Origin of the sequence: Niveibacterium sp. (assembly GCF_041909475.1) — a bacterium.
Classification (GTDB): Bacteria; Pseudomonadota; Gammaproteobacteria; order Burkholderiales; family Rhodocyclaceae; genus Niveibacterium.
This window is the reverse complement of record NZ_JAYRDJ010000007.1, coordinates 62,756-82,947: the sequence shown is the minus strand read 5'-3', so window position 1 is coordinate 82,947 and position 20,192 is coordinate 62,756. Positions and strand designations below refer to the sequence as shown.

Sequence of the window (20,192 nt, the reverse complement as noted above, 5' to 3'; positions counted from 1 at the left end):
CTCCCTAGCGTTCCATGACGTAGTCACCGGGCGCCGCGGCCAGCGCAGGAAAGTCATTATTGCTGACTGGCGGCGGCGCGATACGTTCACCGCAGCGCTCATCCAGCCAACAGAACCAATCATCCCACCAGCTGCCGACCCGGTGCTCCGCACGACCCCTCCAACCATGCGCGCTATCGGTGCGGTGCGCAGCCGCAATCCAGTACTCGCGTTTCGGAGGCTGAACCGGCGGGTTAACGATACCGAGGATATGGCCGCTCGACGAGAGCACGAAACGCTTGTCCCCGCGCACGAAGTTGGCAACCCGGAAAGCTTGCCGCCAGGGCGCGATGTGGTCATCTTCGGCGGCAACGGCATAGAGCGGCTGCGTGATCCGACCAAGATCCAGCGCTTCACCGGCAACCGTCAGCGCATCGGGCTCGATCAGGCGATTCCTCAGGTACAGCTCGCGCAGATACCAGGCGTGCATCGCATAGGGCATGCGCGTGGTATCCATGTTCCAGTACAACACATCGAACGAGGGCGGCTTCTCGCCCATCAGATAGCCCTGAACCACGTACTGCCAGATGAGCGGGTTCGACCGAAGCAGGCGGAACGAGGCCGCCATGTCGCGGCCGTCGAGATACCCCCGCTGCTCCATGGCCCGCGTCAGATAGCGAACGCTTCCCTCGTCGATGAATACCTCGACATCACCCGGCTTCGCAAAGTCGACCAGGGTCGTGAACAGTGTCCAATGCGCAACCGGTATGGCTTCAGCCGTGTAATGGCGGTTGGCCCACGCCATGTACATCGATAGCGCGGTGCCGCCGATGCAGTAACCGACGGCGTGCACCTTCTCCGCACCCGACAGTGCGCGGGCAGTCTCGATCGTAGCCGCGACGCCTTCCTGCAGGTAGTCATCGAATCGGACATCACGCAGCGCAGCGTCCGGGTTCTTCCATGAGGTGATGTAGACGTCGAAGCCCGCGTCACGCAGATGGCGCACCAAGCTCTTCTTAGGCGTCAGATCAAGGATGTAAAACTTATTGATCCAAGGCGTCACGATCACGACCGGCATGCTGCGCACAGTATCGGCGGTGGGCGTGTAGTGGATCACTTCAACCAGACGGGTGCGAGCAACCACCTCACCCGGCGTCGTTGCCAGATTGCGCCCGACTTTGAAGTCCGACGGGTCGGCCATGCGGATGTCGCCGGCACGCAGATCGTCGAGAAAGTTCTGCCAACCTGCTCGCAGCGTCTGACCTTGGCTGGCGGCCGCGGCGCGCTGGGCAACCGGATTCAGGGCCAAGAAATTGGTCGGCGCAACTGCGTTCAGCCACTGCCGCCACCAGAACGCAGCGCGGCGTCGCTCGGTGCCCGACAAGCCCGGCGTGGCATACAGCATGTCCTGCGTATGCCGCGTTGACAGCAGATACCACTGCTTCAGCGCTGCCCACGAAGCGTTCTGCGACCAAACGGGATCGGAGAACCGGGTATCGTCCGCTTGCGGACGCACCACATCAGGAACATGAGCGCCAGCGGCGCGCGACAAACTGTTGCATGCCAGCGCCCAAGCGTCCGCCGAAAAACGGCTCCAGCGCTCGGCGAACTCCAGTGGATGCAGACACCAGGCGATTTGCGCATGCACCACTGGCGCAACAACGCCCAGGGGGTCTACGCTTGCAGCCACCTGTTGCCCCACCACGCCAAGCGACAGCTTGTGCTCTTCAGCACGCCCTTCGCCGCCTACGACTGCGTTTTCACCCGATTCCATGATGCCTCCTGCCCTGAACTCCCCATTTCATGTTACTCAGCGGGGAAGCAATGGACATTGCGGTGCAGCACGCGATTGACCGGTGTCAACGCCTCCGTATGGCCGCCGCCTAAGATCGATTTGCCGTATATCGCCGGAGGTCAGAAGATGTTCAAACACATTCTTGTTCCAACGGACGGGTCGGAATTGTCCAGCAGTACCGTCTCACGCGCGATCGAATTCGCCAAGGAGGCCGGTGCGCGCATCACCTTCTTCTTCGCCCAACAGGAGTATCCGATTCCGCTCTACGGCGAAGGGGCGCTACTGGTGCCAGTTACGCCAGACCAGTTTGTCGACGCCACAAAGAAGGAAGCTGAACGGATTCTTGCGCTGGCGCGCGCCGAGGCCGAGAAAGCCGGCGTCGCCTCCAATAGCGACACATCCGTAAGCGACCTGCCTTACGAGGCCATCATCGAAGCAGCGAAGACGCACGGATGCGACTTGATCTTCATGGCATCGCACGGCCGCAAGGGCGTTGCAGGCTTCCTGCTCGGGAGCGAAACGCAGAAGGTACTGACACACACCACGGTGCCAGTTCTGGTCTACCGCTGATCCGAAAAGGCAATGCGCCGCATGCACGGCGCATTGCTCAATGCATATGCGCGCCGTGATGTGGACGCGGTGGCAGGTGGTTAATTTCCTGCGGCGTGCGCATGTAAAACAGCGTTGCCAAGCTTGATGCTGCGCAGATTGCCCAGAATCCAACGAATCCGATCGAGTACGTCGCGATCGGTGAGAACTCAACCTGAGCGCCGAAGAGATAGAACTCGGCCGGGTTGATTACGGTGAAGAAAAGGGCCTCAGCGACCACCGCGACCCAGAACGAGGGCCAAAGAACCAGAACCAGTTTCTGCATCGTTCGCCTCCAGGGCCGACGTGCTGCCATTGAGCGCGCCAACCGACTCTCCGCTACAGAACGAGCCGGCCCATGATCTGGCGCGGCGCCCGCCCAACATACGCGATGCTGGGCGAAGCATTATCGTCGCCGGTCCGATTCTCTTGTCAAGCGCCCGGCTTCAGCGCAAGCGCGGTGGCAGTCGGCACCGGCGCACTGACTGCAATCCGCCAGGTCTGCGCTTCGTCTTCAACCAGAAACTGCCAACGCCCCGCAGCAAGCGGATGCATCACGCCACGATAGACGTCGTCCGTGCGAACAAGAGTGACTAGCTGATCCTGGCCAGCGATCGTGGGGTGGGCAATGCGAAGACGCAACTGACTCGGCATCACGTAGCCCTCATTCGCCCTCAAGACGAGAGAGACTCCGCCTCCTTCGACCGTCAACTCGCCCTTGAGCCCTGCCCGCCTGGCGGTCTCTTGCCGCTCAAGCGTGCGGTTGATCGCCAGGCCTTCCTTGTAATAGTCATCGACGACCAAGCCGTCGGTATTGTGGGCGGCAAGGTAGAAGGTAATGAAACCAGCCACCACTACGGTGCCGGGCAGCCCCATGAGAATCCAGGGCCAGGGTTCCCGATACCAGGGGCGGAGGGGCTTGGTTGAATGCATTGTCGGATTCATGGCATCAGGAAAGTAGATTTTTCGCGGAGGACTACTTCGTTGTCGGTGGTGCGCAATTCGAAGTAGATTTTGTGGGCGCCCTTCGGTGCGATATCCGGCGGCACACGCACCTGAACGGTTACCGTTTTTGTCGCGGCCGGTTCCATCTGCACCTTTGCATCGCCAATCAGGCGAACACCTTCCATGCCGGTCACCGAGATCTCGGCGCTGCGCGCACTTTCAGCCACGTTCATCAGCTGCAGCGTATAGGCGTTTTCGATCAGACCATCTTCCACCTCACGCGCCATCACCGAGCGGTCGCGAATGATGTCCATCCGCACCGAATGACGGGAAGCGATACCCCACACAAACGCCACGCAGATACCGCATAGCACCGCGGTGTAAATCAGGGTACGCGGCCGCATCACATGCGCAATGATGTCCTTGCGGCCCCAGTGCTTCTTCACGGCGTTCTCGGTCGAGTACCTGATCAGGCCGCGTGGATAGCCCATCTTGTCCATCACCTGATCACAAGCGTCAATGCAGGCAGCACAGCCGATGCACTCGTATTGCAGGCCATCCCGGATGTCGATCCCGGTGGGGCACACCTGAACACAGATGCCGCAGTCCACACAGTCACCAAGGCCCTGCGCTTTATAGTCGCTGGCTTTTTTGCGCGATCCGCGCGGATCACCGCGCTCCTGATCGTAGGTGATGACCAAGGTATCCGGATCGAACATCACGCCCTGGAAACGTGCATAGGGGCACATGTACTTGCACACCTGTTCGCGCATCACGCCGGCCATCAGATAGGTGAAGCCGCCATAGAAAGCGATCCAGAACATCTCCCAACCACCGAGCTGGCCTCGCGTAAGATTCGGCAGCAACTCCTTGATGGGCGTGAAGTAACCAACAAAGCTGATGCCGGTCCACAGCGCCAGAGCCCCCCAAACGAGGTACTTCGCCGTCTTCCGCGTTACCTTATTCAGGCCCCATGGCGCCGAATCCAGCTTGATCTGCTGGTTACGTCCGCCTTCGATCTTCTGTTCTATCCACAAGAACATCTGCGTATAGACCGTCTGCGGGCAGGCGAAGCCACACCACAAGCGCCCCGCTATCGCCGTGAAGAGGAACAGGGCATACGCGCAGATGATGAGCAGGATCGCGAGATAGAAAACATCCTGTGGCGAGAAGACCAGCCCGAAGATGTAGAACTTGCGGTGAGTCAGATCGAACAGGACAGCCTGGCGGCCGTTCCACTCCAGCCAACATCCGCCGTAGAAGACAATCTGAGTGACCCAAACGAGAATCCAGCGCCAGGTCGCGAAAATGCCGGTAACGGCTCGGGGATAGACCTTTTTTCGGACCTCGTAGAGCTCCTCCTCCTGGGTCTCGACCGGGCGGATCGGTATTGTCTTTGGCTTGACCTTCGGTTTGGGCGTATGCCCCTCGGCAGGACGCTGCACTGAATCGTTCATGGCCCCTCAGCCCACAAAACTCGTAATGTAGAAAAAAGTCACCCGAGCACAGGCTCGGGTGATCTTGGCTTACTCGGCACACCGCGAAACCCCGCGGCGAGAAGTCCAGGCTTACTGTTTGCCCGACTCCGAGTGACTTAGCCCATACACATAAGCGGCGAGGAGTTTGATCTTCTTGTCGCCCAAGAGTTCGTTGAACGACGGCATACGCCCCGCGCGCCCCTTGGTTACGGTTTCGACGATCGTCGCCTCGGACGAACCATACAGCCACACTTTGTCAGTCAGGTTGGGCGCACCCATTGCCTGATTGCCCTTACCATCGGCGCCGTGGCACGCCACGCAGTTTTGCGCAAATACGTCTTTGCCACGCTGAGCACGGATCGAGTCGTTCGCGAGGCCAGACAAGGAACGCACATAGTTCGCGACGTCCTTGATGTTGTCTGCCCCCAGCGAGGCCCATACCGGCATCGCAGCCTGGCGGCCGCCGGTGATCGTCTCGACAATCTTGTCCGGTTCGCCACCGTAAAGCCAATCAGCATCCGTCAGATTCGGGAAGCCTTTGGCACCCTTGGCGTCAGAACCGTGGCACTGCTGGCAATAGGTCAGGAAAAGGCGCTTACCCATCTCGCGAGCTTCCGGGTCGGCAGCAATCGCCTTCACGTCCATCTGAGCGAAGCGGGAGAACTTGTCGTCGAATGTCTTGTCTGCCTTCGCCTTCTCCAGGTCGTACTGCCCGTGCGCCGTCCATCCGAACTTGCCGCCGAAGGAGCCAAAGCCCGGAAACAGCAGGAAGTATCCCAGCGCAAAAAAGATCGTGATCCAGAAAAGGTACATCCACCAGCGTGGCAGCGGGTTGTTCCACTCCTGCAGGTTCTCATCCCACACGTGACCGTGCAGCTCCACGGGGCCAGCTTGCTTCTTGGTCATGTTCTGTGACAGCACAAACGCGCAGAACAGCAGACTCAGCGAGACCAGCACCGTGACGTAGTAGCCCCAGAACGGGGAAATGAAATCACTCATGATGCGTCATCCTTTGTTAGATTCCGAGGAGGCAACGCGCACGTCACCCTCCTCGTCGTCGAACGGAATCCGGGCAGCTTCGTCGAAGCGGCGCTTCGTATGCCCGCTGTAAGCCCACCAGCAGATCCCGATGAACAGGATGAAGCTGACGAGCGTAGAGAGCGAATGAATCGTCGTCGCGTCCATGGCTGCCCCCTCCGTCACTTCACACTCTTCAGCGCGGTGCCCATGCCTTGCAGATACGCGACCAGCGCATCCAGCTCGCTCACACCCTCAAGCTGCTTGCGTGCCCCGGCGATCTCGGCATCGGTGTAAGGAACACCCACGGTACGCAGCGCCGACATCTTCTTCTCGATGTCGTCCGACTTGACGGGCCGATCCAGCCATGTAAATGCTGGCATGTTGGATTCGGGCACCACGTCACGCGGGTTGCGCAGGTGCACCTTGTGCCAGTCATCGGAGTAACGACCGCCAACACGAGCGAGATCCGGGCCGGTACGCTTGGAGCCCCACTGGAACGGATGGTCGTAGACGAACTCACCCGCCACCGAATAGTGGCCATAGCGCTCGGTTTCGGCACGGAACGGACGGATCATCTGCGAGTGGCAGTTGTAGCAGCCTTCGCGGATGTAGATGTCGCGACCGACGAGACGTACCGGATCATAGGGCTTCACCCCTTCAACCGGCGTGGTAGTGGATTTCTGGAAGAACAGCGGAACGATCTCGACCAGACCGCCAACGCTGACGGTCAGGATGGTCAGAACGATGAGCCAGCCGAGGTTCTTTTCGACCAGTTCGTGATTCATTGCCATGATTCAGGTCTCCTGGCTCAGTGTGCGGCTGCCGGTGCAATCACCGGGGCGTTGTAGGCTTTCTGGCCGGCAATGGTGCGCACCATGTTGTAGAACATGATGAACATGCCTGCGAGGAAGAGCGCGCCGCCGAGCAGACGGATCTGCCAGAACGGATAGCTCGCCTTCACACCTTCAACGAACGCATACGTCAGCGTGCCATCCGGGTTGGTCGCACGCCACATCAGGCCCTGCATCACACCCGCCACCCACATCGAGGCGATGTAGAGCACGACACCGATCGTCGACACCCAGAAATGCAGCGTAACCAGCGGCGTCGAATACATCTCGTTGCGACCCCACAGTTTCGGCAGCAGGTAGTAGATCGAACCGATCGACACCATCGCAACCCAACCCAACGCGCCAGAGTGCACATGGCCGATCGTCCAGTCGGTGTAGTGAGACAGCGCATTGACGGTCTTGATCGACATCATCGGACCTTCGAAGGTCGACATGCCGTAGAAGGCCAGCGAGGTCACGAGGAATTTCAGGATCGGATCATCGCGCAGCTTATGCCAGGCACCCGACAAGGTCATGATGCCGTTGATCATGCCGCCCCAGCTGGGCGCCAGCAGGATCAGCGAGAACGCCATGCCAAGCGACTGGGTCCAGTCAGGCAGTGCGGTGTAGTGCAAGTGGTGCGGACCCGCCCACATGTAGGTGAAGATCAGCGCCCAGAAGTGCACGACCGACAGGCGGTAGGAGTACACGGGACGGCCGGCTTGCTTCGGCACGAAGTAGTACATCATTCCGAGGAAGCCTGCGGTCAGGAAGAAGCCCACCGCGTTATGGCCATACCACCACTGCACCATGGCATCCTGAACGCCGGCGTAGGCCGAGTAGGACTTGAACAGCGTGACCGGGATTTCCGCCGAGTTGACGACGTGCAGCAAGGCCACGGTAAGGATGAAGCCGCCGTAGAACCAGTTTGCAACGTAGATGTGCGAGGTTTTGCGCTTGGCAACGGTGCCGAAGAACACCACCGCGTAGGACACCCAGACCAGCGTGATCAGGATATCGATCGGCCACTCCAGTTCCGCGTACTCCTTACCCGACGTGATGCCGAGCGGAAGCGTAATCGCGGCCAGAACGATGACCAGCTGCCATCCCCAGAAGGTGAATGACGCCAGCGCAGGCGCAAACAACGTTGTGTGACAGGTACGCTGAACAACGTAATAAGACGTTGCAAACAGCGCGCATCCGCCAAACGCAAAGATCACAGCGTTTGTGTGTAGCGGACGCAAACGGCCGAAATGGAACCACTCGGCAAAATTCAATTCCGGCCATACGAGTTGGGCAGCAATGATGACCCCAACCAGCATGCCGACTATCCCCCAAACCACGGTCATGACGGCAAACTGCCGCACGACTCCATAGTTGTAAGTCGCTTGCGATTGCATCTGGATTTTCCTCAGCAGCGGAATGTAAGAACGATGCACCACCCCCCTTGAAACCAAACGGGTGCATCGTGCGAGCGATGTTATTGGGAGTTCCCGCCTGTTTCTTGACCACCATCAACTGGCGGTAGTGTTGCACTGCAAATTTTAACAGCGCTGTGGCGGAGGGTCGACAAAAAAAGGGTGCGCAACAGCGCACCCCCAACCCCAACAGAGAGACAGTACCGAGCGGGGACATGCAAGCCTGACGGGCTTCGCGGCCCCACTCACTCAGTTGCACGCAGTATCCGCGGAGAGCTGCCTCGCTGCATTGACAGAGGTCAACGGCCCCCTGTCACTACTGTTGCGTTTGATGCAACGCATCATCCTTCGGGGCCGGATTTTCCGGTTTTGGTGCGGAATCGTCGTCCATCAGAACGCGGTAACCGGGCCCTTCGAGGTCATCGAACTGCCCGGAGCGCACCGACCACCAAAGGATCACACCGATCAGGAAGACCAGCACGACCGACAAAGGAATCAACAGATAGAGAATTTCCACTCGTACGCCCCTCCCCCGGGCCGATTCAGTAGTGGTCGCGGGTCTGGCGCAAGCGCAACGCGTTCAACACCACGAGGAGCGAACTGGCCGACATGCCAATACCGGCCATCCAGGGGGTCACCCAACCGAGCATTGCAGCCGGAATCGCCAACACGTTGTAGGCAAAGGACCACGCGAGATTCTGCCGGATAACGCCAAGCGTGCGCTTCGCAAGATGGCGCCCGACCAACAGTGGGCGGAGGGCCTCACCAAGCAAGATGAGGTCGGCCTGGGTACGTGCAAGCTCGGTCCCGCTGCCGATCGCAACCGAAACATGCGCTTGAGCAAGGACTGGCGCGTCGTTGATGCCATCCCCCACCATCGCGACCGTACGCCCATCCGCTTGCCAGCGGCGCACCGCCTCGTGCTTGTCTTCCGGCAACAAGCCGCCGTGGGCATCCTGAATCTCAAGCTGCGCAGCGACGCCGCGCACGGCGTCGGGCGCATCGCCGCTGAGGACTGCCGGCGTCGCGCCGTCGCGCCTTAGCCCACTGATCAGCGCTGCGGCGTCCGGGCGAATCGCGTCGTCGAACGTAAATTGCCCGCGCCAGCCGTGCTGACCACCGAGATATACCGTAGTCAGACCGCCGCCTGCATCGAGCCAGTCCGGCGCGGGTCCGGCCAGCTCCTCGACAAAGCTGCGATTACCGACTCGCAGGCGCTCACCCGCGATGGCGCCCTCGACACCGCGCCCGGCGACCGAGCGCAGCGCGCTGACTTCAAAGGCTGGGCGCGCACCGTTGGCGCAAACAAGCGCGCGGCCGATCAAGTGCTCGGACGCTTGCTCCAAGGCCGACGCAAGCGCCAACGCGTTCGTTTGGCCAGGCGCTTGACGGATGTCCGACAACGCGAGCCGCCCCTGCGTGAGTGTGCCCGTCTTGTCGAATGCAAAGAGGTCGGCCCGCGCAAGGGTTTCAATAGCGTGGCCGCGCGTCACGAGTAGCCCGACGCGAGCCAGTGCGTCGGTCGCGACAGTTAACGCAACCGGCGTCGCGAGCGACAAGGCGCACGGGCAGCTCACAACGAGCACCGACGCAAAGATCCAGATTGCGCGCGCAGGTTCGACAACCCACCAATACAGCCCGGCCCCCGCTGCGAGCACGATCAGCACCAGCACGAAACGCGCGGCAAACGCGTCCGCCTGCTCCACGATGCGAGGGCGCTCGGCCGATGCTCGCTCCATCAGGCGGCGAATCGAGGCAATGCGGGTTTCTTCACCGACGTGCTCCGCCCGCACGACAAGGGGGCCGCTGCCGTTGATGCTGCCGCAGGCGACGTGGTCACCCACCGTCTTCGGCACCGCCCGGCTCTCCCCGGTCAGCCAGGACTCGTCGGCCTCGCTCTGACCTTCGAGCACCTTGCCATCTGCCGGGATGGCCTCCCCCGGCCGGATGCGCAGCACGTCACCGGCGGCGAGCGACATCACGGGCACATCCTCTGTCTGGCTTGCAGGCCAGTTCGTGAAACGCGCAGCAAAGGTGGGCACGACGCGGCCGAGTTCCTCTGCGCCGCGCACAGCGCGCTGTCGCGCGACCATTTCTAGAAAGCGCCCACACAGCAGGAAGAACACGAACATCGTGACCGAATCGAAATACACCTCGCCGCCGCCGACGAGCGTCGCCCACAGGCTCGCGAGGAAGGCGGCGCCCACCCCCAGAGCAACCGGTACGTCCATGCCAAGACGGCGCAGCTTGATGTCACGCCACGCGTGCTGAAAGAAAGGCGCAGCCGAATACAGCACGACGGGCAGCGTCAGCGCGAGGCTGGCCCAGCGCATCAGGAACAGCACGTCGGGCGTCATGTCGCCATCGCGCGCGATGTACACCGGGTAGGCGTACATCATCACCTGCATCATGCCCAGCCCCGCCACCAGCAGACGCCACAGGGCAGTGCGACGCTCCTTCACAGCCAGCTGTTCGCTCTTGCGCGCATCGTAGGGGTGCGCGCGGTAGCCAATCGCTGCGATTGCGGCGAGCACCGCCGACAGCTTTGTCTGAGCCGGATCCCAGCGCACCCGCGCACGCCGCGTGGCGTAATTGACTTGTACCGCGGTGACGCCCGGTTGGCGTGCCAGATGCTGTTCGTTGAGCCAGACGCACGCGGCGCAGGTAATGCCTTCGAGGATCAGGTCGGCCTCGCGCTCGTGTTCGCCAATCTCGCGTACGAAGCCCTTCTGAAACTCGGCGTGATCGAACAGCCCTAGATCCTTGAGTTCGGCAGGCATTGCTTCGCGGCGTGCCTCTGGAAGCGCATCGCGGTGCCGGTAGTAATCGCCCAGGCCACCCGCGACGATGGCGCTCGCTACGGCTTCGCAACCGGCGCAGCACATGGCGCGCGGCACACCGTTGATGGTGACGAAGAATTGCGTCCCCGGCGCGATCGGAAGGCCGCAGTGGTAACAGGTCTGCAGCTCACTGGCAGGGCGATACTCGGTCAAACGTCAGACTCCGGTTCAGGCAGTACGGGCGCGAGCCTAGCAGATCGCTCAAGCACAGCACCCCGAGGATCGGCAACTTACGGCTTGGACAAGTCGCCGGGCTCATGCAAAAATAGTTACCAAAGTAACTATCTACCCCGACATGATCCCATTCGACCACTACCAGGCCCGAATCGATTCGGTGCGTGCGCAACACCCGGACCTGCCCTATCCGGAAGTGATGTTGCTGCGGCTTGTCACACACCTCGCCCGCGGCATCCAGGAACACGTCGACGCGCTGATGCATTCGCACGGCCTCAACAACACCGCGTGGTCGGTGCTGATGTCGATCTACAGCGCAGAGCACGCGACCGACAACCCCTCTCGCGTGAGTCAGGCGGTTTGCCTCTCGCGACCGCACATGACGCGGCTAACCGATGAACTCGTTGCCGGCGGCTGGGTGGAGCGCGTGCCGAGTGCGGTTGACCGGCGCTCGATCGATATCCGCATGACGACTCAGGGCATCGAGCGCGTTCGCGCGATCTTTCCGCAGATCTGGCGGCTCTATGGCGAGCTGGTCCCTCCTTCAGGAGGCGGCGACGTCGCGGCGTTGGCGGAAAAACTGCGCCACTGGACGCGCCACATGGAACAAATTTCAGGCGCGGACGCATCGCGCTGCAACGAGGTCAGCAAATGAGTCAGGAACACAGTCCGGGAGCCCCCCGCAAGAGAGCCCTTCGCGCCGTTGCCGGCGTTTTCGCGCTTGCGGCAATCGCATTTGCTGGTTACTGGGCACTGCACGGTCGCTTTTACGTATCAACCGACAATGCCTATGTGGGCGGCAACCTGGTGCAGATTGCGCCGCAGGTGAGCGGCAGCGTCAGCGCCGTGCTGGCCGACGACACCGACTTCGTTCGCGCGGGCCAGCCCTTGGTGCGCCTTGACGACGCCGACGCGCGCGTTGCGCTGCAGGCAGCTGAGGCCGCGCTGGCTGACGCTGTGCGTGGCGTGCGCGGGCTCTACCTTGGTGAGAACCAGTCCGCCGCGCAGGTCGCGCAGCGCCGCGCAGATATCGAGCGCGTTCGCCATCAGGCCGAACAAGCGCAGATTGCGCTGCAGCAAGCAAAAGATGAGTACGCCCGCCGCGAAAAGCTGCAGCGCGACAAATTCATTTCGCCCGAGGCGCTGCAGGCCGCGCGCACCGCGCTTCAGAACGCCGAAGCGGCGCAGCTCGCTGCCCGTGCGGCGGTGGCCGAATCCGAATCAGGCCTGGAACAGGCGCAGCAGCAACGGGCGGGCGCCCAGGCCCTTGTGGACAACACCTCGCTCGAAGCCCACCCGCGCGTCGCGGCGGCCGCAGCGAAAGTGCGCGATGCATGGCTTGCGCTCGCACGCACGACGATCGCCGCACCGGTCAGCGGCCACATCGCGAAACGCACGGTGCAAGTCGGCGCGCGCATCGCCGCCGGCACACCAATGATGACGATCGTGCCGCCCGACCAGATGTGGGTGGAGGCCAATTTCAAGGAGACCGAGCTGGCCGACGTGCGCATCGGTCAGCCGGTCAAGCTCAAATCGGATCTGTACGGCAGCGCCGTGGAGTTCGACGGTCGCGTGGTCGGCCTCGGGGCGGGCACCGGGGGGGTGTTCAGCGTGCTGCCGGCGCAGAACGCTTCCGGTAACTGGATCAAGATCGTGCAGCGCGTACCGGTGCGGATTGCGCTGAACCCGGCCGAGACCTCTGAGCACCCGTTGCGCGTGGGTCTTTCGATGCACGCCTCGCTCGACACTCATTCGCGTGACGGCGAAGTGCTGGCGCGCTCGGTGCGCGCCGGCTCGCCGCAACAGACTGATGTGTTCGCCTCGCAGGCGCGGGGGGGGGGGGGCCGCCGAGCCCCGCATCGCCCAGATCATTGCCGCCAACCGCGCGAGCGGCGCACACAAATGAGTCTTGATGGTCGCAGCGAGCCGACGCCGCTGAGCGTCGGCCAGCTGATCCTGGCGACGATTGCGCTCGGGCTGGGCTCCTTCATGAACATTCTCGATCTGACGATCGCGAATGTATCGGTGCCCACCATCGCGGGCGATCTGGGGGTCAGCTACACCCAGGCGACCTGGGTCATCACCTCCTACGCGGTGTCGGAAGCGATCCTGCTGCCAATGACCGGCTGGCTCGCGCTGCGCTACGGCCAGGTGCGGATGTTCGTCACCGCGACACTGCTATTCACCGCAACATCGCTGGTGTGCGGCCTCGCGTTCAGCTTCCCGATGCTGGTCATCGCGCGGGTTGCACAGGGCGCCTTCGGGGCCGCGATGATTCCGCTGTCGCAGACGTTGATGGCGAGCATCTATCCGCCCAACCGACGCGGCATGGCGATGGGGCTCTGGGCGATGACGACGATCCTGGCGCCAATCGTCGGCCCATTGGCTGGCGGCTGGATCACCGAGCACTACTCGTGGCACTGGGTGTTCCTGATCAATCTGCCCTTCGGGTTGCTCGTCGCAGGCATGTCCTGGAGCCTGCTGCGCAAGCGCGAAACACCGCGCATGCAGCTACCGCTCGACCGCATCGGCCTCGCGCTGCTGGTGGTCGGCGTGGGCGCGCTGCAGGTGCTGCTGGACCGCGGCAACGAACTTGATTGGTTCGAATCGCCCGAGATCATCACGCTGGGCCTGATCTCCTTCGTCGCACTCACTTTTCTGGTGGTGTGGGAGCTGGGCGAGAAGCACCCCTTGGTCGACCTGCGCATGTTCCGCCATCGTAACTATTCGATAGGGGTGGCCTGCATCACGATCGGCATGGTGGCCTACTTCGGCGTGGTCGTCGTGCAACCGTTGTGGCTGCAGAGCGAAGTCGGCTACACGCCGCTGTGGGCCGGCAAGGTGATCGCGTTCTCCGGCATCTTCGGCGTGATGCTGGGGCCTGTACTGGGCGCCAACATCCACCGCACCGATGCCCGTTACGTGGTGACCTTCGGCATGCTGGTGTTCGCCATCAGTTCGGTGTGGAGCGCGCGTTTCACGCCGGATGTGGACTTCTGGACGCTGGGGCTCGCGCGACTGTTCATCGGCCTGGGGATCAGCTGTTTCTTCCTGCCGCTGTTCACGATCAGCCTGTCGGGCATCGCGCCGGCCGACATGGCGGCCGCGTCCGGGTTGCAGAGCTTCATGCGCAACATCGGGTCGAGCTTCGGTACGGCAGTGATGGTGTCGCTATGGGATCACCGCACCACCCTGCACCACGCCCAGCTGTCGGAGAACTTCAACCCCGGCAATCCGGTGTCCGAACCCTACCTGCGGCAGTGGCAAAGCCTGATGGGTGACCCGGCCGGCGCGCTCGCCCAGGTGGACCGGGTCGTCACCAGCCAGGCCCATCTGATGGCCACCAATGATCTGATGATGCTCTCGGGCGCCATCATGGGCGCACTGATCCTGGTGGCGTGGATGGCACGCCCGCCCTTCGGCGCACGCGGCGCCTCGGGGCACTGAGCGAGCTAACTACTTGGGCGCGAGGCGGATCGCGCCATCGAGCCGGATCACCTCGCCATTGAGATACACGTTTTCGACGATATGCCGCGCCAGTGCGGCATATTCGTCGGGGCGGCCGAGGCGCGGCGGATACGGCACCGCGGCGCCGAGCGCATCCTGAACCTCCTGCGACATGCCGGCCATCATCGGCGTCTGCATGATGCCGGGCGCAATCGTAACCACCCTGACGCCAAAGCCCGCCAGCTCGCGCGCGATCGGCAGCGTCATGCCTGCAACACCGGCCTTCGATGCCGTGTAGGCCGCCTGGCCAATCTGGCCATCGAAGGCGGCGACCGAAGCGGTCATCACGATCACACCCCGTTCGCCATCGGCCAGCGCCTCGTTCTTCGCCATCGCGTCCGCAGCGAGCCGCGCAAGGTTGAAGCTGCCGATCAGGTTGACCTCGATCACCTTGCGGAACAAGGCCAGATCATGCGGGCCTTCGCGCCCGACCACGCGTGCGGCCGGCGCGATGCCCGCGCAATGGACGACACCGCGCAAGGGGCCGAAATCCGCAGCCCGCGTCAGGGCCGCTTGCACCGCGTCGGCGTCGCACACATCGGCCTGCACGAGGGCGGCAAGCCCTTCCGGCGCTCGCTCCGGTGCTCGCAGGTCAATGCCCACGACCTTGCCGCCGGCCGCTGCGAAGGCTTCCGAAACCGCCGCCCCAAGACCGGAAGCCGCGCCGGTCACCACGAATACATTGCCCGCCAACTGCATGAACATCCCCATTCGCCGATGATCCAAGGAGCTCAGCGTAGCTCAGTCGGCGATCACGAGATGTCGTTGCGAGGAAAATGCGAAGCAAGGCTCACGGGTGCCGGCATCCCGCTATGCACGGCCGCCGCACGGTGGAATACTGCCGCGCATAGCGGCCAGCACGGACACCCGCAGCAGCGACCGTCGCGATGGAGGATGCGCAAACGATGACCAACTCAGCCAAGCGCTTGCCGAGCCTGCGCCAGCGCCTGACGCGACAGATCGTGCTGCTCGTGCTGCTATCCGTCACCTCGTTCGCGCTGCTGTTTTACTTCCTGCAGGCGCGACCGATGCTCATCAGCCTCGCCGCGTCCGACGCGCAGAGCGCGGGCGCAAGCGTTGAAGACCGCATCCGCGAAGCCGTCGCCTCGATCGAGCGCAGTGTGCTGACTTCTGCGGGCTGGGGGCACAGCCGTGTCATCAACGCTGTCGACCAATCGACGTTCAATCGCTTGACGGTCGAAGTCGTCAAGCATCGCCCCCTGATCGGTTCGGTACACATCGCAAGCGAACGCGGCGAAGAGATTCTGCTGCTCCGGACCGAGGGCGGCTGGAAGAACCGGGTATCGCGGGTGGATGACTGGGGCAAGCGCCACCTCTGGATCGAGTTCAGCCCGACGCTGGACCAACTCTCCGAGGAGTGGGAAGAGTCGGACTACGATCCGCGCAAGCGCCCCTGGTTCCAGAAAGCGATGGCCGCCAAGGACGACATGCAGGTCGTGTGGACCGAGCCCTACCGTTTTCGCACCACCGGCGATCCCGGGATCACGGCATCGGTGCGCTGGCGCGATCCTGCAACGGGCCTGCGTTACGTTTACGCCGTCGACGTGCTACTGCAGGATTTCTCCCACCTCACCAGCACCATGACGGTCGGCAACAATGGTCGCGTTGCCGTGCTAATGGAAGATGGCAAGATCATCGGCGCCCCCCACCACCCTGCCGCGAGCGACGAGAAAGCCCTGCGGCAGGTAGCGCTGCAGCCGATCGAAGCCTCGCCGTTCACCTTGCTGGCCGGGGCATTCCAATACTGGAAGCGGAGTGGCGGCGTCGATGTGAAGCTCAGCCGCTTCCAGCCGCCCGGCACATCGGATGACTGGTTCGCACGCATGATCAGGATCCACGCGGGGGACCAGCATTTCGTTGCGATCACGGTGATGCCCGAATCGGACTTTATGGGCACCGGGAAACGCCTCCTGCTGCCCGCCGTGCTGATATTGGTGGGTTTGTGGGCTCTCGGATTCTTCATCGCCCGACGCATGGCCGCAAACGTCGGCCAACCGCTCGCGGAACTCGCAAGCGAAGCGGAACGGATCGGGCGCATGGAGCTGGCCGAGCCGGTGCAGATCGGCACCCGCCTGGCAGAGGTTGCACAACTCGCCCAAGCGCAGGAGACGATGCGCAGTCTGCTGAAAGCGGCCACCGGTGAGCTTGAGGAAGCCAACCGTACCCTCGAAGGCAAGGTCGCGCGGCGCACCACCGAACTGGCCGAGCGCGAAGCCTACTTCCGCGCATTGGTGGAAAACGCAGGCACCGGCATTGCGAGTTGCGACGCTGGCGGCACCATCAAACGCTGCAACCCTGCGTTCGCTGAAGGCCTCGGGCTGCGGCGCGAATCGATCCCCGGCACCAACATCGAAACACTGATCCACCCGGAAGACTTCCGCGATTTCGCCGCGCGCTATACCCGGCTGGTGCATGGCGAGACCTCCGTGCTTCGCGTGGTCACGCGCTTCGTTTCGGCCTCGGGCGAAACACGCTGGGCGGAACTGGTGGTCTCCGCAATCCATGCGCCGGACGGCAGTTTTTTCGATGCGGTACTGATGGCCAGCGACCTGACCGATCTGAAGGCGGCGCAGGAGGGCGTCGAGCGCCAGCTCGCCGTCACGCAGGCCCTGATGGACGCCATGCCCAACGCCGTGTTCTACAAGGACGCGGATGCCCGCTTCATCGGCTGCAACCGCAACTACGAGAAGACCTTTGGCACCCGGCGCAAAGATTTCGTCGGCAAGCGGGTGATGGATCTCGACTATCTGCCCGAAGCCGCGCGCATCGAGTATCAGCGCGAGGATGAAGACATCATCGCCCGCATTGCGCACCAGGAGCGCGAAACATCGATGCAGTTCGCCGACGGGCGCATCCACGACACGCTGTATTCCACCACCGGGTTTGCAGACGCCGACGGCAAGCCGGCGGGCCTGGTTGGCGTGATCGTCGACATCACGCGCATGAAGCAAGCGGAGCGTGCCGTCGCCGAAAACGAGGCACGGCTGCGCGCGATGCTGGAAGACAGCCCGGCCGGTGTCGGCATCGTGGCGGAAGGCGGCACGGTGCGCTTCTGCAACCGCAAACTCGCCAGCTTGCTGGGGCTCGCATCGCATACGGCAGTCGGCCGCAGCTTCATCGACTTCTGGGCACACCCGGAGCAACGCCTGGTGCTACTCGAACGACTGCGCGACGGCAGCGAAGTCCGCGACCAGGAAACGGAACTCCGGCGCGATGACGGCACCAGCTTCTGGGCGCTGATCAGCTCACGCTTCATCGAGCATGAAGGCGAGCGCTGCCTGCTTTCGTGGTTCTACGATGTAACCGAACGCCGCGCCGCACTGGAGGCCCAGCGGCGGGCGCGTGAGATCGCCGAAGAGGCGACACAGATGAAGTCCGACTTCCTCGCCAACATGAGCCACGAGATCCGGACACCGATGAATGCGATCATCGGCATGTCGCATCTGGCGATGAAAACCGAGCTGACGCCGCGGCAGCGCGACTACATCAGCAAGATCCAGCAGTCGGGCCAGCATCTGCTGGGGGTGATCAACGACATCCTCGATTTCTCGAAGATCGAAGCGGGCAAACTCGGCATCGAATCGACCAGCTTCGAACTGGAGAAGGTGCTCGACAACGTCGCCAACCTGATCTCCGAGAAGGCCACTGCCAAGGGCCTCGAACTGGTGTTCGATATTGACAAGACGGTTCCCGAAATCCTGCTTGGCGACCCGTTGCGGATCGGTCAGATACTGATCAACTACGCTAACAACGCGGTCAAGTTCACCGAGACCGGCGAGATCGACGTCGTGGTACGGGTGCTCGAAGACACCGACGACAATGTGCTGCTGCACTTTGCGGTACGCGACACCGGCATCGGCCTGACCGAAGAACAGCGCGCGCGGCTGTTCCAGTCCTTCCAGCAGGCTGACACCTCGACCACGCGCAAATACGGCGGCACCGGGCTCGGGCTTGCAATCAGCAAACGGCTGGCCGAACTGATGGGCGGCGGCGTTGGCTGCGATAGCGAACCCGGCAAAGGCAGCACCTTCTGGTTCACCGCCCGCTTCCCCAAAGGCGAAGCGAGGGCGCGCAAACTGATGCCGACGCTGGATCTGCGCAATCGGCCGGTACTCGTCGTCGATGACAACGCGAATGCACGCGCCGTGCTCTCCGACCTGCTCGAATCGATGACCTTCCGCGTTGCGCAGGCACCAAGCGGCTTGGAGGCGCTGGACGAAGTCAAGGCCGCTGACGCGCGCGGCGAAGCGTTCGAAATCGTATTCCTCGACTGGCGCATGCCGGGCATGGACGGTATCGAGACCGCACGCAAGATCCGCGAGATGCCGCTCACCACCACACCGCATCTGGTGATGGTTACCGCTTACGGGCGCGAAGAAGTGATGCGCGGCGCCGAAGATGCCGGCCTCGATGAGATCCTGATCAAACCCGTCAATGCATCCACGCTCTTCGATACCGCGATACGCACGCTGAGCAACCGCACCGAGCTGCACGGCGAACCCAGCTTCACCAGTACGCCGGACGAGTTCCTGGTTCAACTGAGCCATCGGCGCGGCGCGCGCATCCTGCTGGTGGAAGACAACGACCTGAATCAACAGGTGGCGAGCGAGTTGTTGCGCGACGCGGGCTTCGTCGTCGATATCGCTGACGACGGCGCTATCGCGCTCGATTGCCTCACCCGCTCACCCTACGATCTGGTGCTGATGGACATGCAGATGCCGGTGATGGATGGCGTGACCGCTACGCGCGAGATCCGCGCCAACGAACGCTACGCCGCCATGCCGATCGTGGCGATGACCGCCAATGCCATGCAGGCAGATCGCGAGCGCTGCCTCGAAGCCGGCATGAACGATCACCTCGCCAAGCCGATAGAACCTGACGCGCTGTGGGCGACGCTGATCAAGTGGATCGCCCCGCGCGACCAGAGCAACCCCGCGGCCGAAGAGGCCCCAACGCCGCAACCCGCCGAGGAAGTCAATGCACTGCCGCTGCCAGTGATCGAGGGCCTCGATTGCGAGGCCGGCCTGCGACGCACGCTTGGCAAGCGCCCTCTGTACTTCAACATGCTGCGCAAGTTCATCAAGGGCCAGACCAGCAGTTGCGATGAGCTACGCGCAGCCCTTGATGCCGCCGACCACGACACGGCAGAACGCATCGCCCACACCACCAAGGGGGTTGCGGGCAACATCGGTGCGACGTCGATCCAGGCGCTCGCGGCCGAGCTGGAAGCGGCCATCCACGCGCATGCTGGGCGCGGAACCATCGACGCAGCGCTCGCCCGCCTCGCGCCACCGCTGGCCAAACTGATCGAACAACTGCAGGCTGCGCTGCCGGCGGAAGTGTCGGCCCCTGCGCAAGCGGTGGACATGAAGCAACTGTCTGACGTGATCCAACAACTCGCTGCCCTGCTCGCAGACGACGATTCCGAGGCCTGCGATCTGTTCGAGCAACATGCAGCCTTGCTGGTCGCGGGCCTTGGTGATGCAAGCCAGGCACTTGGCGCCAGCGTTCGCAGTTTCGACTTTGAAGCCGCCCTTGTCGCATTGAAGGCAGCCGCCACGCAAGCCGGCATCAATCTGAACTGAACCGGGGAACAA

The 20,192-nt window shown here is 62.7% G+C and carries 15 protein-coding genes; 4 read left to right on the top strand and 11 right to left on the bottom strand.

The features are described 5' to 3' along the window. Nucleotides 1-4: 4 nt before the first annotated feature. On the bottom strand, nt 5-1,753 hold the full coding sequence (locus tag ACE3P0_RS07240; RefSeq protein WP_374401341.1) for a PHA/PHB synthase family protein: 1,749 nt from the start codon (nt 1,751-1,753) through the stop codon (nt 5-7). Nucleotides 1,754-1,900: 147 nt separating this feature from the next. Between ACE3P0_RS07240 and ACE3P0_RS07235 the strand changes: the two genes are divergently transcribed. Beyond that, nucleotides 1,901-2,344 (top strand): universal stress protein, encoded by a 444-nt coding sequence (locus ACE3P0_RS07235; RefSeq protein ID WP_374401339.1) that lies wholly within the window; start codon nt 1,901-1,903, stop codon nt 2,342-2,344. A 37-nt stretch (nt 2,345-2,381) separates the two neighbouring features. Here the strand turns inward: ACE3P0_RS07235 and ACE3P0_RS07230 are convergent, their stop codons facing one another. From ACE3P0_RS07230 to ACE3P0_RS07190, 9 genes are all read right to left on the bottom strand, one after another. Beyond that, entirely contained in the window at nt 2,382-2,648 is a 267-nt protein-coding gene (locus tag ACE3P0_RS07230) for a hypothetical protein (protein ID WP_374401337.1), read from the bottom strand. A 146-nt stretch (nt 2,649-2,794) separates the two neighbouring features. Further along, nucleotides 2,795-3,295 (bottom strand): FixH family protein, encoded by a 501-nt coding sequence (locus tag ACE3P0_RS07225; RefSeq protein WP_374401335.1) that lies wholly within the window; start codon nt 3,293-3,295, stop codon nt 2,795-2,797. Nucleotides 3,296-3,303: 8 nt separating this feature from the next. Further along, on the bottom strand, nt 3,304-4,764 hold the full coding sequence (ccoG, locus tag ACE3P0_RS07220) for a cytochrome c oxidase accessory protein CcoG (RefSeq protein WP_374401333.1): 1,461 nt from the start codon (nt 4,762-4,764) through the stop codon (nt 3,304-3,306). A 111-nt stretch (nt 4,765-4,875) separates the two neighbouring features. Then, entirely contained in the window at nt 4,876-5,784 is a 909-nt protein-coding gene (ccoP, locus tag ACE3P0_RS07215) for a cytochrome-c oxidase, cbb3-type subunit III (RefSeq protein WP_374401331.1), read from the bottom strand. 6 nt (nt 5,785-5,790) lie between these two features. Continuing rightward, nucleotides 5,791-5,970, bottom strand: a complete 180-nt coding sequence (locus ACE3P0_RS07210) for a cbb3-type cytochrome oxidase subunit 3 (RefSeq protein WP_374401330.1) — start codon at nt 5,968-5,970, stop codon at nt 5,791-5,793. Nucleotides 5,971-5,984: 14 nt separating this feature from the next. Continuing rightward, nucleotides 5,985-6,590 (bottom strand): cytochrome-c oxidase, cbb3-type subunit II, encoded by a 606-nt coding sequence (gene ccoO / locus ACE3P0_RS07205; protein WP_374401440.1) that lies wholly within the window; start codon nt 6,588-6,590, stop codon nt 5,985-5,987. A 23-nt stretch (nt 6,591-6,613) separates the two neighbouring features. Further along, nucleotides 6,614-8,035, bottom strand: coding sequence for a cytochrome-c oxidase, cbb3-type subunit I (gene ccoN, locus ACE3P0_RS07200; RefSeq protein ID WP_374401328.1), 1,422 nt, complete (start codon nt 8,033-8,035; stop codon nt 6,614-6,616). A gap of 334 nt (nt 8,036-8,369) precedes the next feature. Next, nucleotides 8,370-8,570 (bottom strand): cbb3-type cytochrome oxidase assembly protein CcoS, encoded by a 201-nt coding sequence (ccoS, locus tag ACE3P0_RS07195; protein WP_374401326.1) that lies wholly within the window; start codon nt 8,568-8,570, stop codon nt 8,370-8,372. Nucleotides 8,571-8,595: 25 nt separating this feature from the next. Beyond that, nucleotides 8,596-11,046: a heavy metal translocating P-type ATPase gene (locus tag ACE3P0_RS07190; RefSeq protein WP_374401324.1), complete on the bottom strand. Its 2,451-nt coding sequence runs from the start codon at nt 11,044-11,046 to the stop codon at nt 8,596-8,598. Between the two features lie 142 nt (nt 11,047-11,188). On the opposite strand from ACE3P0_RS07190, the gene ACE3P0_RS07185 reads away from it, so the two are divergent. Together ACE3P0_RS07185 and ACE3P0_RS07180 are read left to right on the top strand one after the other, a co-directional pair. Then, nucleotides 11,189-11,722 carry a MarR family transcriptional regulator gene (locus ACE3P0_RS07185; RefSeq protein WP_374401322.1) on the top strand — a complete coding sequence of 178 codons (534 nt, stop codon included), beginning with the start codon at nt 11,189-11,191 and terminating at the stop codon, nt 11,720-11,722. Then, nucleotides 11,719-14,514 carry a DHA2 family efflux MFS transporter permease subunit gene (locus ACE3P0_RS07180; RefSeq protein ID WP_374401320.1) on the top strand — a complete coding sequence of 932 codons (2,796 nt, stop codon included), beginning with the start codon at nt 11,719-11,721 and terminating at the stop codon, nt 14,512-14,514. The genes ACE3P0_RS07185 and ACE3P0_RS07180 overlap by 4 nt, the downstream gene beginning before the upstream one ends. Before the next feature lie 9 nt (nt 14,515-14,523). On the opposite strand, the gene ACE3P0_RS07175 is transcribed toward ACE3P0_RS07180, so the two are convergent. Beyond that, a complete protein-coding gene (locus ACE3P0_RS07175) occupies nt 14,524-15,273 on the bottom strand; it encodes an SDR family NAD(P)-dependent oxidoreductase (RefSeq protein WP_374401438.1) in 750 nt (249 codons plus the stop codon). Nucleotides 15,274-15,479: 206 nt separating this feature from the next. Here ACE3P0_RS07175 and ACE3P0_RS07170 point away from each other — a divergent pair, with 206 nt between their 5' ends. Further along, nucleotides 15,480-20,180, top strand: a complete 4,701-nt coding sequence (locus tag ACE3P0_RS07170; protein WP_374401318.1) for a PAS domain S-box protein — start codon at nt 15,480-15,482, stop codon at nt 20,178-20,180. Nucleotides 20,181-20,192: the final 12 nt, after the last annotated feature.